Here is a 17,225-nt window from a genome sequence, read left to right as displayed (position 1 = left end):
GCTTTTGTGTTCACTGCGATCAGAAAGAATATTTATAGGTCAGTGTCCAGTTGAATGGAAGATCATAGTTTTCATTTTCATTGATGCAGTTGTTGTGCCGATCAAGCAAATTGTACATATTCAGTGTGATGCGATGACTATCATTGGGAGCATATGAAATAGAGGACGTCAGATTGACTCTGTTCGGAATGGCGTGGTCATAGCTGCCGTCATTCTTAGCAATAGCCCCTTTATTTGTATAATAGGAGTATTCTCTTTCTCCTGTAAAGAACAGGTTCAGATTGGCCGTCCATTTTTTATCGGAATACTGTACGCCGGCATTGGTCTGCAGCTTCGCCGCCTCCTGCATCCATTCATTTTCATGGCCCACTACCCATTTGCTCTTCAGCTTTGGATCCGACCAGCTTACCCCCAGATTATACTGCCAGTTCTCATTGATCTTATGCGTCCATTCAGCTTCCAGACCTGTATTTTTGAACTCGCCTCCATTGATCTGCACATTGATGTCACTGGCACCACCATCAATGATCTGGTTTTCCTTGACCCACTTGAAGTAATTATCAATATTCATATGGAAGAGGGCGATCTTTACGCTATCCTTGTCCTTAACATATTTTGAGCCGATTTCATAAGACCAGCCTTTCTGTGGCTGATAATCGATCGCTTTTGTCTTCTTCGAATAGAATTTGGAATTGATCGACGGCATATCGAAGGATTCCCCAATATTGGAGTACAAGCTCCAGCTATCATTCAGCTTGTAAAGCATCTGCCACTGCGGAAGGAATACATTCTGCTCTTTATCCCAGCCATTTCCTTTGACAAACTCACCACGCGCACCAATGATGGTAGAAAGTTTATCGCTGAACTGATGTTCATAAGAAGAATAAATACTGTAAGCATCTCGATGAATACGATCAGACGGTGTAGCCAGTGCTTTGTAGTGTTCTCTCTTAAAGGTGGCTCCACTAGTCAGGTTGTCCTTCCCGTTATTGAAATGCCATGTTTTCTGATTATCAAAAGTGATCCCGTACACATCATAATTCGTGCCACGCACCGCAGGTGCTTGACCATTTTTATATTGCTTCGTATCAATTCTTCTGCTGTTATACGCAAGAACAGATTTAAACTCATGGTCTTTGTCATTATAGATCAAATTGATGTTATTCCGCTGCGTATCATAATCGTAAATACCATAACTATAATATTTATCCGTTTTCTTTCCACCAATGACTTTGAAGGCCGATCTCTTTTTATTTCTATCCACATGAGACCAGTCCAGCGTCAAGCGATCATTCAGCTGCGTCGACAAATAAAGGCTGCTCTTTCTCCCCTTTCCATTTGTCCAGTTATATTTAGAGTTAGGGAAAATTTTGGCTGCATCGTCAAATTCATCTTCAAAATCACGAGTAAAATAAGCGGTATACCTTTCACCGGTCATTCCCACCTGATAACCGGAATTATAATTACCATATTTTGCGGAAATCGATGCACTCGGTTTTCCGCCATGCTTCGTAATGATGTTTACGACACCACCCATAGCTTCCGCACCATAAAGTACAGAATTCGAACCCTTGATCACTTCGATCTTTTCTACCGCATCGACAGGAACGCCTTCTGTTGAGCTGTAATTCATCACATTGATCGGCGCACCATTGACGAGAACCAATGTCCCTTTATCCATCCCACGAATATAGAAACGGCTCTGGGATCCACCGAGGTCATCACCACCACCGGCACTATAGTTATAACTATCGACCCCTACGGTATGTTCAAGTGCATCAAAAACGCTGACATAGCCTTTATCTTGAATATCCTTCGCCGTAATGACCGTCGTAGTGGCCGGCACATCCACATCCATCTTCTCCGTTCTCGTTGCCGTCACGACGACCGGATTCAGCTCATACACTGCTTCACCGGCAGCAGACGCTATTCCGTATCCCCCCCATGAAATTCCGGCAAAGACGAGTGCTGAGAGCAAACATTTGACATCCTTCTTCATATATATCCTTCTCTCTTATAAATAACGCAGACGATTTCAGATGTCCTGAAACGGACCATCGACGACTGCGTAAAAACCAAGGCTAGAAAATAAAAATGAGAACCTGAAAACAAGTCCGGCTTCGGGTCTCAAGGTTCTCATTATATTAAACTATCTGAAGTGCATTATTATTGTTTTTATGTGTTTTATTATGAATCATAAATCTCGTATTGTCAAATTTCTATATTAGGTTTAGGACAATAATAAGTTTAGATGATAGGATGAGGAATCTTTTCCCTTTCCACTCCTTTTCGGCACAAAAAGCCCCCGCACCGCTATGCGGTCGGGGGCTCTGTCTTACTTCGTGAGTTCTTTTTCTATTTTTTCGAGCGCCATTTCGAGCGTATGCCAGCCTAAGGTCGCGCACTTGACGCGGACGGGCATCTTGGAAATATCCTTCAGCGTGATAGCGGCTTCGAGCTCTTCGAGCTCGCTTTCCTCCGTCACTTTGCCGCGGATCATATCGAGGAAGAGGCGGCAGAGGCGAAGGGCTTCCGGGACGGTTCTCCCATGCAGGAGCTCAGCCATCATCGCCGTCGAGGCCTGGCTGATGGCGCAGCCGCTGCCGGTGTAGGCGAGGTCTTCGATAACGCCGTCCTTGATCTTGACCTCGATATCTATGTCATCGCCGCAGCTCGGGTTATGTCCGTGCTCATGGACGGTCGGGCATTCGATTTTGCGTTTGTTGCTCTTATCCTTGTTGTATTCGAGGATGAGGTCTGTATAAAGCTGTTTGAGTTCCATCAGTCGTCATACCCCATGACTTTCCGGACATCCTTGAGCTTTTCGAGGAAGTAGTCCACTTCTTCTTCCGTGTTGTAGAAATAGAAGCTGGCACGGCAGGAGGCATTGATGCCAAGGTAGATGTGGAGCGGCTGGGCGCAGTGGTGTCCGGTGCGGATGCAGATGCCTTCCGCAGAGAGGATCTGTGCGACGTCATGCGGATGGACGCCTTCGACTTCGAAAGCGACGAGCCCTTCTTTTTCTTCCGGATCCGTCGGTCCGATGATGTGAATGAAGGGGAGCTTCTTCATGCCTTCCAGGCAGCGGGTGACGAGGCGTTTTTCCTGCGCGCGGATCTCGTCAAAGCCGATGGCCTGCACATAGCGGATGGCTGCGACAAGGCTGACAGCGCCTTCGACATACTGTGTGCCGGCTTCGAATTTGGCAGGAAGCTCGGCGTAGGTGGTTTCCTGCTCATGGACATCCTCGATCATGTCGCCGCCCATCAGGAAGGGCTCCATGTCGTTCAAGAGCTCTTCCTTGCCATAGAGGACGCCGATGCCGCCCATCGAGCACATTTTGTGTCCGGAGAAGGCGAAGAAGTCGCAGTCTAAGTCCTGTACGTCGACAGGCTTATGCGGCGTGGACTGCGCACCGTCTAAGACGACGATCGCGCCATGCGCGTGGGCTCTCTGGATGAGGGGCTTCGGATCGAAGTCGATGCCAAGGACATTCGATACTTCGGCGAAGGCGAAGAGCTTCACTCTCGGATCGTCGATCTTTTTCAGCTCTTCTTCCGGGAAATGGCCGGTTTCCTTGTCGACGTAGATATAGTCCAGTGTCGCCCCTGTCTTTTGGGCGACGCGCTGCCAGGTGACAAGGTTTGAGTGATGTTCTGCGATGGTGATCAGGATATGATCGCCTGCCTTGAGATGTGTCTCCCCATAGGAACGGGCTACGAGGTTCAAGGATTCGCTGGTATTTCTGGTGTAGATGATCTCCTTTTCGCTTCTGGCGTGGATGAAGTCACGGACGACCTCCTTCGAGGTATCGTAGGCTTCCGAGGCGGAAATCGCAAAGATGTGCGCGCCTCTGTGCGGATTCCCATTTTCATGGGTGGTATAGTCTAAGACCGCATTGACGACGGGAAGCGGGCGCTGCGTGGTGGCAGCATTATCAAAGTAGACGATCTGATGACCGCCGACCTTGGTTTTCAAAATAGGAAAATCATTTCGAATAAGTTCGCTGTTCATGATTCCTCCAAATATATGTGTAGCACCTGATTCAAACATTTCATGCAAGTGCCTTAGGGTTCAGGGTTCAGGGTTGTAGTGGCAGCTACGCTGCAAAATATATATTTGCGGCGAAGCCGCCACCTTCATTCCTCATTTCTCATTTAAAGCGAGCCCTGAAGTTTGAAAGCAGGGATGAGTAACTAGGGATTAGGAGTCTCAAGTGACTAGTGACTGGTGACTGGTGACTGGAATTCCAGCTCATGGCATCGCCATTATTTATACTCGCGGCGCTTCCATATTTTTATGCGCCGCACCACCATTTCGCATTTCTCATTTCTAATTTCTCATTCAATCGAGGCTTTCAAACGTAATCAAGGGGCGAGCCCCCCCCAGGGGGCTAACCCGTTATTCTCTGTCAAGCTTCTCTCTGACAGCCGTCAGGACTTCTTCTCGGATGGTCTCATCCATACCGTCGATGATGGGACGGATCAGAGCTTCGACCACGATGCGGCGGGCTTCTTCCAAGGTGAAGCCGCGGCTCATCAGGAAGTAGATGGTATTCTGGTCAAGCTGCCCTGCGCTGGATGCATGATTGCCCTGTACGTCATCCTCGGTACAGAGAAGAAGCGGGAGGGAAATGTTTTTCGTCTTCGGATCGAGCTGGATGGCGAAGTCGCCTTCGTCGCCCACGGATCCGGCGCAGCCACGCTTGAAGTCGAGCGTACCGCGGAAAATCTTCTTCGACTCATCCGCCAGTGCGCCTTTGAGGTCGATCTCTGCCTTCGTCTTCTTCCCCACATGATCGATGTGGTAGAAGAAGTCGAGATGCTGCCTCCCGCGGCCGGCATAGATGGCTCTTTCATTCATCTCGGACGCATCGCCGGAGAGCTTTCCATAGCTGTGAACGATGATCTTCTCTCCGCCGAGCTCGGCCGCATAGAAGTCGGCGCGGGCACGAGCGGCGAGTACGCTGTGACGCTGGTCATAGATGATGGTCTTGGTGAGACCGCTTTCCAGGCGCGATACGTGGAGCCTTGCATCCTCCGCAAGCTCATAGTACGCAGCAAGGACGCAGGTACCTTCCCTGTCTCCGCCCGTGAGCTTCCATGTGAGGGAAAGGGACGCGCCTTTTTCCAGCCGGAAAAGAAAGGCTGCCGACGCGCCCTCTTCCGCCTGGACATCGATGACGAGACGAGCATCCTTCCCTTGAGGGATGGTGATGGTATAGTGACTGCCTTTTTCTGCAGCGAGCACGGTTTCCTTCGATGCGCCATCGAAATCTTCAGGAAGCGCGCCGCCTTCTTTGACATGGGTCATGTCGGAGAAGGTGAAGCTGCCTTTCCCTTTCGGCGTTTCAAAGGAAAGCGGCGTATCATTCGTATGCAGATACCGATAGGTGAGAAGCGGCAGACGGTTGACTCTGATTTCTTCCATGATGCCCTCCTTAACCAATCGCGCCTTCGAATTCAAGATCGATGAGGCGGTTCATTTCTACCGCATATTCCAGCGGCAGTTCTTTGGAAATCGGCTCTGCAAAGCCGCGAACCAGCATGGCTTTGGCGTCTTCTTCGGAGAGGCCGCGGCTCATGAGGTAGTAAATATCTTCATCCGGAATGCGGCCGATCTTGGCTTCATGCCCGAGATCGATATCATCATTCTCGATGATGATATCCGGGATCGTATCCGAGCGGGACTCATTGTCGAGCATCAGGGATTCGCAGCTGATAGAGCCCTTCGTCCCCGCAGCTTTCGGCCCGATGTAGACGACGCCCCGGTAGATGGCCGTACCGCCGCCCTTGGAGATCGATTTCGAATTCACGGTGAGGGAGGTATCCTTCCCGAGGGCTTCGACCTTCGAGCCGGTATCGAGATACTGTCCCTTTCCGGCAAAGGTGATACCCGTGAATTCACAGGTCGCACGGTCGCCTCGGAGAACCGTATCCGGATACAGGCAGGAGGTATGAGAGCCGAAGGAGCCGGATACCCAAATCATGTGTCCGTCTTCATCGATGAGGGACTTCTTCGTGTTCAGGTTGTACATGTTCTTCGACCAGTTTTCAATGGTCGAGTAGCGCAGCGTCGCGCCTTTTTTCACATACAGCTCGACAGCACCGGCGTGGAGATTGGCCACATTGTAACGGGGTGCCGAGCAGCCTTCGATGAAGTGGCAGTCTGCCCCCTCTTCGACGATGATGAGCGTATGCTCGAACTGTCCTGCGCCCGGTGCATTCAGACGGAAATAACTCTGGAGCGGCATCTTCACATGGACGCCCTTCGGCACATAGACGAAGGAGCCGCCGGACCATACGGCATAGTGCAGCGCCGCAAATTTATGATAATTCGGTGTGATCAGCTTCCCGAAGTACGGCTTGATGAGCTCCGGGTATTTCTTCACAGCCGTCTCAAAGTCGACGTAGATGACGCCCTGCTCTTCCAGCTCTTTCTGGATATTGTGATAGACCACTTCCGAGTCGTACTGCGCGCCGACACCGGCGAGCGATTTCTTCTCCGCTTCCGGGATGCCGAGACGGTCAAAGGTGTCACGGATATTCTCGGGAAGATCCTCCCAGCTTGCTTTCATGTCCGTCTTCGGACGCACATAGGTATCGATGTGCTGCATATCCAGCTCGGAAATATCCGGTCCCCACGGCGGGAAGTCCAGCTGATCGTAAATCGCAAGAGCCTTTAACCGTTTCTCGAGCATCCATTCCGGTTCTTCCTTTTTGGCAGAGATCTCGCGAATGATCTCTTCCGTAAGACCTGTCTCTGCTTTATAGGAAAATTCCACCTTGTCCTTGACGTCATAGATGCTGCGATTGATATCTTCGACCTGGCTTCTGACTTTCTCTTCTGCCATAGTCACACCTCGCTGCGATAGACATCGAAGCCATTGGTCTCGATCTCATCCACGAGCTCCGGTCCGCCTTCCTTCACGATCCTGCCATCGATCAGGACGTGGACGAATTCCGGCTGGATAAATTTCAGGATCTGGTTCAGATGGGTGATGAGAAGGATCGCATTTCCTTCATTATGATACGCAGAAATATTCTTCGATACGATGCGGACAGCATCGACATCGAGTCCCGAGTCTGTTTCATCGAGCATCGCGAGCTTCGGATCGAGGATCCTAAGCTGCAGGATCTCGCTCTTCTTGCGTTCCCCGCCGGAGAAGCCGTCATTCAGGTAGCGGTCTGCGTAGGACGGATCCATGGCGAGGTCTTCCATGCGCTGGCGCATGAGACGCTTGAATGGGAAAAGGCGCTGCTGCTTTCCGGAAATCGTCGTCTTCGCGGTACGGATGAAATTCTCCATCGTGATGCCGGCCACCGAGATCGGGTTCTGGAAAGACAGAAAGATACCGAGCTTCGCTCTCTTATCGACAGAAAGCTTTGTGATGTCCTCTCCTTCGAAATATATATGACCCTCAGTGATCTGATAGACAGGATTTCCCATGATGGCGTGAAGCAGCGTCGACTTGCCTGCCCCATTGACACCCATAATGACATGGACTTCTCCCTGATTCACGGTGAGGTTAATGCCGTGAAGGAGCTCTTTCCCGCCTACAGATACGTGGAGATTCTCCACGCGAAGTAATTCACTCATTTGATCACCTCATGATATATTGTAAACTTGTATGCGCATTTTTCCGTATACAATTGATAACTTATTTCATTATATTCGATTTAGGCAGGGATTACAATGGGGAAATGAATAGGGTTCGGGGTTCCAGAAAATCAGGACTGCGGAATGAGGAAGGTGGCGGCTTCTCCGCCAATTTGAAAAGCAGGGATGAGTAGCCTCAAGTGACTGGTGACTAGAAGACCTCGGTCTCCCGTATCGTCATTTCGAGCGCAGCGAGAAATCTTCCTTGCAGACCGACAAACTACGCCTATGTGAACGCAAAAACACGCAGCAACAAGGCATCGTTTCCCTGCCAGTGCTTATGTGATACTGATCGCAGTGCAAGAAAGATCCCTCGGCTGCGCTCGGGATGACGATACGGGAAAGGGCTGTCCCAAAAGTTTGAAAGAAAGGATGCGTGGCTAAGGATTAGGAGCCTCGAGTGTTTGGTGACTAGGGCTGAGACTGAAAGACTAGGAGACTTGGAGACATCAGACCCCCGTATTGTCATTTCGACCGTAGCGAGAAATCTTCCTTGCAGACCGACAAACGACGACTATGTGAACGCAGAAACACGCAGCAACAAGGCATCGTTTCCCTGCCAGTGCTTATGTGCTACTGATCGCAGTGCAAGAAAGATCCCTCGGCTGCGCTCGGGATGACGATACGGGAAAGGGCTGCCCTAAAAAATTTGAAAGCAGGGATGAGTAGCTAGGGATTAGTGCCTGGTAGCTAGAAGACCCCGGGTCCCGCATTGTCATTTCGAGCGCAGCGAGAAATCTTCCTTGCCGACCGATAAACGATGCCTATGTGAACGCAAAAACACGCAGCAACAAGGCATCGTTTCCCTGCCAGTGCTTATGTGATACTGACCGCAGTGCAAGGGAAACGCTGATTCAATCGCAGAGTCAGATTTTACAAGAATTTTTATACATAGCTTCGTCATACCCTTCCTTAAATAGCTCGCTATTCTCGTCAGGTTATTCCTTGCTATGCATAAAGATTCAAGAGTAAAATCTGACAACGATTGAATCAGTGTTTCCCTTGAAAGATCCCTCGGCTGCGCTCGGGATGACGATACGAGGAATGGCTGCCCTAAAAAATTTGAAAGCAGGGATGAGTAGCCAGGGATTAGTAGTCTCAAGTGACTGGTGACTAGTGACTGGCATACCAGCTCATAGCATCGCCTTGATTTATACTTCGCGGCGCATTTCGCCATCCTGAGCGGAGTGAAATGTCGGATGTTCGATAATGTAAAGGCAAAGCAGTGAGAACTGAGTCGAAGGATCTGGCGCCGCACCACCATTTCTCATTTCTAATTTCTAATTCATGCGAGTCTTTCATCCACAATCAAGGCCCCCGCCCCACAGGAAAATCTGAATCCAGCCAAAAAGGATTCCCTCGTCATGAGAGAATCCTTTTCACGCTTACCTATTTCTTCACATCCGGTTCTTTTTCGAAATTCGTATCGGCAAACCATTTGTCATAGATCTTATCATATTCTCCATTATTCATGAGCTTGCCCAGTGCTTCATTCACTTCTTTCTGGAGCGCAGGGTCTTTCTTATTGAGAAGCATGACGAAGCCGCCGCTACCGGAAATGATGCCGGCGGAGCGGAGCTTGTCCGCTGCCCCATGCGTCATGTAGAAGAGAGCGACAGGCTTATCGAGGATAAGCGCATCAGCCTCCTTGCTTTCCACGGCCTGAATGAGCTGGTCATGATAGTCATACTCCTTCACTGTCGCGCCGAGCTGCTTGGCCGTCATCACATAGACAGTGCCCTTCTCGACAGCGACGGTCTTTCCGGAGAGGTCCTGCGAGCCATGGATCCGTTCATCATCCTTGCGAGACAGGATGGAAACGCTTTCCTTATTGTAGTAGATCGAGGAGAAATTCACCTTATCTGCGCGGTCCTGCGTCATATCACAGGCCGCCACGGCGATATCAGCCTTATTGTCTGCGACGGCCTGTACGATCTGGTCAAAAGGCATGCTCTTGTACTCGGTCTTCGCTCCCATTTCTTTGGCGACTGCATTCGTGATATCCACATCGAAGCCGATGATCTTATCTTCTTTATCCTTATAGACAAATGGCGGATATGTCGCGATGCAGGCGACCTTCAGTGTCCGTTCCGCGGCTCCTGATGCCGCTGCTTTCTCCGGGCTGCTCTTTGCGGGCGCTCCCCCGCAGCCAGCCGTGACTCCCAATGCTGCCAAAGTGAGAAGGGCAGCTCCTGCTTTCATCCATTGACGATTCATTCAAACGCCTCCTTGAAAGACTGTAGGATACATCATGCCATTTCCTTTCATTATAAAAGCTGGAAGAGAAATAGGCAAGGGAAAAAGGGTTCAGGGTTCGAGTTGAATTAGAAATTAGAAATACGAAATGGCGGTGGCGGCTTCGCCGCAATTTTGACAGCGCTTCGCGTCGTCGTCATTTCGAGCGTAGCCGAGAAATCTATATTGCAGAACGTTCATTGCCTGATGTGAGACAGCACCAGGACATCGTTTTTCCCTGGCGCATACACGCTGATTTCCTGCAGTACAGTAAAGATCCCTCGGCTACGCTCGGGATGACGATGCTGGAGAATCCCAGTCACCAATCACCAGTCACTAGTCACTCCTAATCCCCAATCCCTAATCCCTAGCTACTTGTCCCCGCTTTCAATCTTCGAGTTGAATTAGAAATACGAAAAGGCAGTGACGGCTTCGCCGCAATTTTGATAGCGCTTCGCGTGCATCGTCATTTCGAGCGTAGCCCGCGATCTTTATTGCAGAACGCTCAACGCCTGATGTGAGGCAGCACCAGGACATCGTTTCCCCTCAGCGCATACACGCTGATTCCCATAGTGCAGTAAAGATCCCTCGGCTACGCTCGGGATGACGATACCAGAGAATCCCAGTCACCAGTCACTAGTACCAAGACAACGACCAACCAACTTCCCCCAAAAAGAAAAAGCCCGCCGGATGAGTCATATCCAGCGGGCATAAAAGGAGGAGATTATTTCTTATTATTATATTTTACTAATATATTTTTATTAGTTCGGGAAGAATGGCCATACGATCGGGATGACGATGACAGATACGATCAGGCAGACCACGACGAGGCCGGAACCAGACTTGACATAGTCCATGAAGGAGTACTTGCCTGGTCCAAGCACAAGGGTGTTTGGCGGAGTGCCGACAGGGGTAGCAAATGCGCAGGAGGACGCGATCAGGATCGCCATGAGGACTGCTCTCGGGGAAGCGCCGACCTGGGTAGCCAGAGCGATACCTACCGGGCAAAGCAGAGCTTTGGAGGCGGTGTTACTCATGAACTGGGTCAGGATGACTGCGAGGACGAAAAGAACAGCGGTGATGAGATAAGGAGACGGGTTACCGCCCATAGCTGCGACAGTGAAGGTCGCGATCATCTTGCCTGCACCGGATGTATTCATGGCTGTAGCCATCGGGATCATGCCGGCGAAGAGGAAAATGGTGACCCAGTCAATGGAGTCATAGGCCTGACGTTCTGTAAGGCAGCCGGTAACAACGCAGAGGAGTGCGCCGATGACAGCCGCGATTTCCAGCGGAACAAGGTCCGTTGCCATGGTGACGATGACGCCGAGCATAATGACACCGCAGATGATCTTCTTGGTCTTGGTGGTTTCGTTCGCTTCGATCTCCTGTTCGACTTCTGCCGTCTTTGCGAAGGAATCATCCACCTTCACTTCCGGAAGGATGTGACGACCGATGAGCAGCATATAGATGATGCCGCAAACGGTGATCGGAATACCGATATATGCATATTCAAAGAAGGAGAACTGCAGCTCAGGCATACCGGCGGTTTTCAGAGCCACGTTTGCAATGATGTTTGGCGGCGTACCGATCAGTGTGCAGGTACCGCCGAGGCCGGCAGCAAATGCCAGAGGCATGAGAATACGGGATGGCGAAAGATTTGCTTCTTTGCAGACGCCGATGATGACCGGAATGAGGCAGGCCGTGGTGCCGGTATTCGAGAGGAAGGCAGACATGACAGCTGCGATGATCATGACGCCGATCATCAGCTTCGTCTCACTTGTACCGAAAACCTTGACGATACGGGCACCGATGTCCTGGGCCAGACCCGTGTAGAACATCGCCGCACCGACGACGAACATGCCGCCGAAGAGCACGACAGTAGAATCAGCGAGACCGAGGAATACCTCTTTGAGCGGTACCAGCCCGAGCAGCCAACAGCAAACAGCAGAAGCGATCGAGGTGACCGCCAGCGGAATTTTTTCGGTAACGAAAAGAATGGCGACGACAAGCAGAAGCAGCAGACATTTCACTGCTGGATCCATCGCGATTAAGAAATCCATAACGTTCTTACATCCTCCTATGGGTGTGAATCTGAGGAAGGAATCTATATCCTTCTAAGAAATGTATGTGGAGAGTTGCTCTTCAAAATTCTCATTACGTTTTCCCCTTTTTTATGAAGCGGGATTCTTTTTCGGGATACACGATGCTGACCGGCTGCCAATCTTCATAGTGACCATAGGTACTGATGAGTCCGAAATTTGATTGATCTGTCTCTATGAAGCGGAAATAGTAATTTTTATCCCATTCCTTCATGAGTGGCAATAGGTCCAATCCGGTGTTCCCTTTTTGTTCTGTCACGTGAACCTCCTTTCTGAAAAAACAGCAAGAACAACTGACAGGGAAAGCATAGCATTTATGTGAGTAAATTAAAAATATATGATAGGAATTTTAGATACTGGTATTTATATTCTCATTCCATTTGGTTTTGCAGTTCTTCTTTCTGCCGCATTTATGCTTGCACGGAATATGTTATTGCTCTTGCTGCGCAGATGCGGCACCGACCAATGAGCCCCAGGCGGCTTTTCCGCTGACGAGCCTTGTTTCTCCGCCAATGAAACAATCTCTCGCTTTCCTTTTGTCATGACCACACGAGAGGGATCATCGGCTGCCAGGCGGTATCTCCCGGGCCCATCCCATAAAAAAAGGACCCGCCGCTGAACGGGTCCTTTAGGCAAGCCATCTTGCATTCAAGCTGAGGAAGGTAACAGGATGAAATACATTATAGTGAGACAGCTTTCAAACAAAGGGAAGATGATGGGCTGTAGGCGATCTGTCCTGCGCCCATGTATATTTTAATGAAGGTGACCGATGAAGCTCAGTTTTCTTCTGTGCAATGTTTCAAGCTGAGACAGAGTCAGCTCATTGCCCTGAATGGTATCGGTGAACTGGCGAGTCTGTTCCTTATCATGAAGATACTGGCTGGCTGCATCAAGCCGATGGGTAAAAATTCTGTCAAATGGGGTTGTGTGTTTTGCTAACATTTTCCATCACTCCTTTATGAAATTGGCCTTGCGGCGTTTTCCTGTCCTGGCAGACATGGGATTTAACTTGGCTATATGATACAAAATTTATCGCAAAATTAAAAATATCTGATAGGAATTTTAGTTATCCGAAGAAAATCATTGATACTTACAGGAATGAAAGTCATGCAAATCCGAAAATAACACCACGCCTCCGCACATTTGCTATTCATTGGCGTTTATGATTGCACTTATTAGTTATTTCTTATATAATATACAGAACCATGATTCCTATGTGCATTCTTTTCCTATCCTGGCAGACATGATCTGAATGTAAAGGAGATTTATATGGAAATTGATAATTACAGAAATTTTCTTGCCATCGTCGAAGCGGGCAGCATGACGGCCGCCTCAGAATATATCCATATCGCGCAGCCTGCACTATCGAAGCAGGTGAAGTCGCTGGAGAATTATTTCGGCACGAAGCTCATCATCACGACACGCGGCAGCAAGCACCTCATCCTGACCGATGCAGGCCGCATCCTCTACCACAAAGCGAAATACATCTGCTCTCTGGAAGATATGGCCAAGAATGAGATCGGAGATGTCAGCGACGGCAGCAAGGGGACGCTGCGCTTCACGGTTGCCAATTCCAGAGCGGCTGTCTTCATCAAGGAATGTCTCGAGCCTTTTCATCGCCTCTTCCCTCTCATCAATTATGAGATCCATGAAGGCGGCATTACGGAGCAGTCGCAGCAGCTTCTCTCCGGCATTGCAGAGCTCGGGATCCTTTCGGTTCCCCCGATCCACCAGAATAACTTTGACGTCCTGTTCCGCCGCAAAGAAAAGATCGTCTGTGTGACCGCAGAAAATTCTATTTTTTTGAAAGGGACCACCACACCGACGCTGCCGGAGCTTGCGGAATGTCCGCTCTGTCTCTCCACCGGCTGTCATCTCATGATGTCGAAGATCTTCGCGGAGAAATCCATCCGCCCGCAGGTCCTTTCCATCTGTACCACGCGCACCACCGCTCTGTGCTGGGCAGAAGATGACTGCGGCGTCAGCATCGTCCCTATGGAGCCGAAAGAAAAGCTCCCAGAGGGGCTCATTGCCAAAGCCATCACAGGGGTCGATACGGATCTGTACAAGACCGTCGTCCGCGTCAAGGGCCGCCCACTCTCTGTGGTCGCGAAAAAGTTCCTGCAGTTTTACAGCGATGTCCGTGATTCGGAACGCATGATCAAGATCAAAGATCTGTGATCCGAGATCGGTGAGGAACATGGATCGATTAGTTTCGCATATTTCCTGTTCCAAAAATGAAAGTTATAACACATGGGCATATGCTATGGACGAAGATCTGCTTATCTCTTATAATGAAATCATAAGAATTCCGAAAGCAGATACTCATACAGTAGGTGCGGAAACGATGTGCAAACAGACGGAACTACGCTTCCCATCGCTTACGCCATAGCACCTCAAGAGGTCTCGGCTTTCTATTCCGCTGCCGCAGCAGCGAAGGAGGATACCATCATGGGCAGTTTATATGACACCACAATGAAGCGCGAGAAAATGATCCATGACTTCGAGCAGCTGCTCGCTCAGTACAGAGCCTACTTCAAGGATGCCGATATCGACATCGATGGCAACGCGCCTGAACTGATGCTCTACAAAGAAGCTCTCCGTATCTATACCTCTCTTCCGCAGATGAAGAATATCGATCCGCTCTGCATTCTGGAAGGCGAATATGATCTTCTTCGCTCGATTTTGTCGGATATGCAGACAGGAAACTGGATAACCTCTCCCTACTATAAAAAAGATGCCATCTGATACGAAAAGGGTGTGACCTAGGTCACACCCTTTTTTATGTATGCGAAAAACAAGAGCTTTCTACTTCCCTCACTCATACATCCCATTATTTTCAGACATGGCATCTGCCCTCTTCAGGCTTTTCTTCACCAAGTGCTGCAAACCCGCCGATGTCTCTGCCATGATCTCCGGCATCTGGATGGAGTCATGACGGTACTGTCTTCCTGAAATCACGCCAAGGCCATCATTTTCTTTCAGCATTTCCGCCCTCTTTAAGCTTTTTTCTTCCCAATACCCTGCTTCATTCATTTTTTTCTCGTTCATGTATATTCCTCCTTGTATCACTGGGGAAAGCGGATGATTTTCCGCAGATCCGCCAAAGAAACTAAACAAATGATGGAAACACGAATCGTTCGATCACAAGTACCAGAAATATATATAGACAGCCGAGATGGCGATCGAAAGCAGCATCATCGGCAACCCGTAGCGAGTATATCCGGCAAACGTCATCTTGATCCCATGCGCCTGGGCCAGAGAAGCCACCACCACATTGGCACTCGCACCGATCAAGGTCCCATTACCGCCGAGGCAGGCGCCAAGAGATAAGGCCCACCAAAGAGGATCCAGATTCGTGATCCCCATATTTCCCATATCCTTAATGAGAGGGATCATGGTCGCAACAAAAGGAATATTATCAATGAAAGCAGAGGCAAATGCACTGAGCCACAGGACAAGCATGGTCGTCGTCGTCATATTCCCGCCTGTCGCATGCATAGCCGCTTTGGCAAGCGCAGTAATGACGCCTGTCTCCACCAATCCGCCTATGATAATGAAGAGTCCAAGAAAGAAGAAAATGGCCACCCATTCCACGCCAGCAAGGGCGCTGCCAATGGATTTCTCATCTTTCCTCATAGTCCAAAGCATCAAAAGCGCGGCGCCGCAAAGAGCGATGCTGGCATTATCCGCGTGAAGGAGATCATGGAAAATAAAACCGGCTATCACGAGGGCAAGGACGACGAGGCAGCGTTTCAATAGCGGCGCATTCGTAATTTCCGCGCCTGCATCCATCTTCATGACTTCCTCGCGAAGCTCTTCTGTCGTCATCAGCTGTTTATGATAGAGTCGCATAAAAATCGCAACCGTCACGGTCAGAATACAGAGACAGACGATCCCCAAATGAGTCAGAAAGGCGACGAAGTTGAGTTGCGGAACCGCACTGCTCAGCATGATATTCGGAGGATCACCGATCATGGTCGCTGTCCCCCCGATATTAGAAGCCATGATCTGTACCAGCAAGAATGGATAAACTGAGATTTTCAATTTTTTACAAATTGAAAATGTCACCGGTACGGTCAGCAATACCGTCGTCACATTATCCAGAAATCCGGAGCAGAACGCAGTCAGAAAAGCGAGTGCTCCCATAAGGTAAAGCGGCCTGGCCTTGACCTTCTGTGCAGACCACAAGGCCATATAATTAAATACTCCTGTCTCTGCCGTGATACTTACGATGAGCATCATCCCGACCAAAAGACCGATCGTATTGAAATCCACATAACTGATGGCTTTGCTCTGCGTCAATATGCCTGACATGATCATGACAGCAGCGCCTAAAAGAGCGATGATCGTTCGATGAACGATCTCAGAGATGATAAAAAAATAAACAACCACAAAAATGGAAAGTGCCAGGATCTCATGAGTATTCAATGACACGTAAGTCAACTCCTTCGCATTTCAGACATGGGCAGACGCTCTTCTCTCTTGGATCCAGAGCTTCTCTGCCGTAAACTATTCTGCCTATATGCCAGATCATGAACTTCCAAACAGATACCACATCACGAGCTGCGCCTCCTATCCATTGCTCTTGATGGGTAAATTATATCTCTTTATTTATCATTTGTAACATATTTATCGAGATATAATTATATATTTTATTAGAATAGATGATTGATCCTTTGAAATGAAATACGTCTCTATAGAATAAAGGCAGGCATTCCCATAAGAAATAGACAAAATATCTATTCCGTTTGAATGCTTTCTCCAGAAAACCATTGCTTCCCTGTCCATCCCTATAGCTCCTCCCACGCAAAAAGGCGATGTTAAATAACGATCATCTCATTTTCGCGTTCCATCTGCCGCGGGGGGACTTGCAGCTCTCATAGGAGTGACCGGGAAACCTTATCCCAGCTGTCTTTCATGCCATAGTCACCCTATCCTCCCCTGCGGGTAATGCTATTAAGTTAAGCGGAAGAACGTTCTTGGCTCCCCATCGGGGGAGCTGCCCGAAGGGCTGAGGGGGCTACATAGCGGTATTGCATGAAAGTGTTGTGATATCGATAGCATCGGACTATTCAACATAGTACGCTATATCGCTGGCATGCCCCTATTGCCTTCGGCACTTCCCCCGAAGGGGGAAGCAAGACGTTACGTAGCTAACGATTTCCTTAACTTAATAGCATTACCTAGAGGGGAAGGCTACGATACGAGAATACCATCTCTTCTAAA

14 protein-coding genes are annotated in these 17,225 nt (G+C 49.3%); 2 read left to right on the top strand and 12 right to left on the bottom strand.

Going from position 1 to position 17,225, the window contains the following annotated elements; genetic code table 11:
- Positions 1–19: 19 nt before the first annotated feature.
- The 10 genes from ACGG9R_RS02920 to ACGG9R_RS02875 form a co-directional block, all read right to left on the bottom strand.
- Positions 20–1,999 (bottom strand): TonB-dependent receptor plug domain-containing protein, encoded by a 1,980-nt coding sequence (locus tag ACGG9R_RS02920; RefSeq protein ID WP_390151237.1) that lies wholly within the window; start codon positions 1,997–1,999, stop codon positions 20–22.
- 336 nt (positions 2,000–2,335) lie between these two features.
- The gene (gene sufU, locus ACGG9R_RS02915; RefSeq protein WP_390151234.1) at positions 2,336–2,782 is read right to left on the bottom strand and encodes a Fe-S cluster assembly sulfur transfer protein SufU; all 447 of its coding nucleotides are present in this window, start codon (positions 2,780–2,782) and stop codon (positions 2,336–2,338) included.
- Positions 2,782–4,014, bottom strand: a complete 1,233-nt coding sequence (locus tag ACGG9R_RS02910) for a SufS family cysteine desulfurase (RefSeq protein WP_022106309.1) — start codon at positions 4,012–4,014, stop codon at positions 2,782–2,784. Before ACGG9R_RS02910 ends, sufU begins: the two co-directional genes overlap by 1 nt.
- Before the next feature lie 387 nt (positions 4,015–4,401).
- Complete coding sequence (locus ACGG9R_RS02905) at positions 4,402–5,430, bottom strand: SufD family Fe-S cluster assembly protein (protein ID WP_390151231.1); 1,029 nt, start codon at positions 5,428–5,430, stop codon at positions 4,402–4,404.
- Between the two features lie 10 nt (positions 5,431–5,440).
- Entirely contained in the window at positions 5,441–6,853 is a 1,413-nt protein-coding gene (gene sufB / locus ACGG9R_RS02900) for a Fe-S cluster assembly protein SufB (RefSeq protein ID WP_022106212.1), read from the bottom strand.
- Positions 6,854–6,855: 2 nt separating this feature from the next.
- Positions 6,856–7,599, bottom strand: a complete 744-nt coding sequence (sufC, locus tag ACGG9R_RS02895) for a Fe-S cluster assembly ATPase SufC (protein WP_390151228.1) — start codon at positions 7,597–7,599, stop codon at positions 6,856–6,858.
- Between the two features lie 1,449 nt (positions 7,600–9,048).
- Positions 9,049–9,876, bottom strand: coding sequence for an ABC transporter substrate-binding protein (locus ACGG9R_RS02890; RefSeq protein WP_390151225.1), 828 nt, complete (start codon positions 9,874–9,876; stop codon positions 9,049–9,051).
- 779 nt (positions 9,877–10,655) lie between these two features.
- Entirely contained in the window at positions 10,656–11,939 is a 1,284-nt protein-coding gene (locus ACGG9R_RS02885) for an SLC13 family permease (RefSeq protein WP_390155057.1), read from the bottom strand.
- Between the two features lie 112 nt (positions 11,940–12,051).
- Positions 12,052–12,255 (bottom strand): hypothetical protein, encoded by a 204-nt coding sequence (locus ACGG9R_RS02880; protein ID WP_022106208.1) that lies wholly within the window; start codon positions 12,253–12,255, stop codon positions 12,052–12,054.
- Positions 12,256–12,749: 494 nt separating this feature from the next.
- Entirely contained in the window at positions 12,750–12,938 is a 189-nt protein-coding gene (locus ACGG9R_RS02875) for a hypothetical protein (protein ID WP_390151221.1), read from the bottom strand.
- Between the two features lie 327 nt (positions 12,939–13,265).
- On the opposite strand from ACGG9R_RS02875, the gene ACGG9R_RS02870 reads away from it, so the two are divergent.
- Together ACGG9R_RS02870 and ACGG9R_RS02865 are read left to right on the top strand one after the other, a co-directional pair.
- On the top strand, positions 13,266–14,177 hold the full coding sequence (locus tag ACGG9R_RS02870) for a LysR family transcriptional regulator (protein WP_390151218.1): 912 nt from the start codon (positions 13,266–13,268) through the stop codon (positions 14,175–14,177).
- A 168-nt stretch (positions 14,178–14,345) separates the two neighbouring features.
- Positions 14,346–14,744 (top strand): hypothetical protein, encoded by a 399-nt coding sequence (locus tag ACGG9R_RS02865; RefSeq protein WP_390151215.1) that lies wholly within the window; start codon positions 14,346–14,348, stop codon positions 14,742–14,744.
- 69 nt (positions 14,745–14,813) lie between these two features.
- Here ACGG9R_RS02865 and ACGG9R_RS02860 read toward each other — a convergent pair whose 3' ends face one another.
- On the bottom strand, positions 14,814–15,047 hold the full coding sequence (locus ACGG9R_RS02860; RefSeq protein WP_390151212.1) for a hypothetical protein: 234 nt from the start codon (positions 15,045–15,047) through the stop codon (positions 14,814–14,816).
- 93 nt (positions 15,048–15,140) lie between these two features.
- Positions 15,141–16,433, bottom strand: coding sequence for an ArsB/NhaD family transporter (locus ACGG9R_RS02855; protein ID WP_390151209.1), 1,293 nt, complete (start codon positions 16,431–16,433; stop codon positions 15,141–15,143).
- Positions 16,434–17,225 lie beyond the last annotated feature (792 nt).

It is taken from the genome of Dialister sp. i34-0019-2H8 (assembly GCF_042846925.1).
In the GTDB taxonomy this organism is placed as follows: Bacteria; Bacillota; Negativicutes; order Veillonellales; family Dialisteraceae; genus Dialister.
Note: the sequence above shows the minus strand (reverse complement) of the source record. Positions and strands in the feature narration are given on the sequence as shown.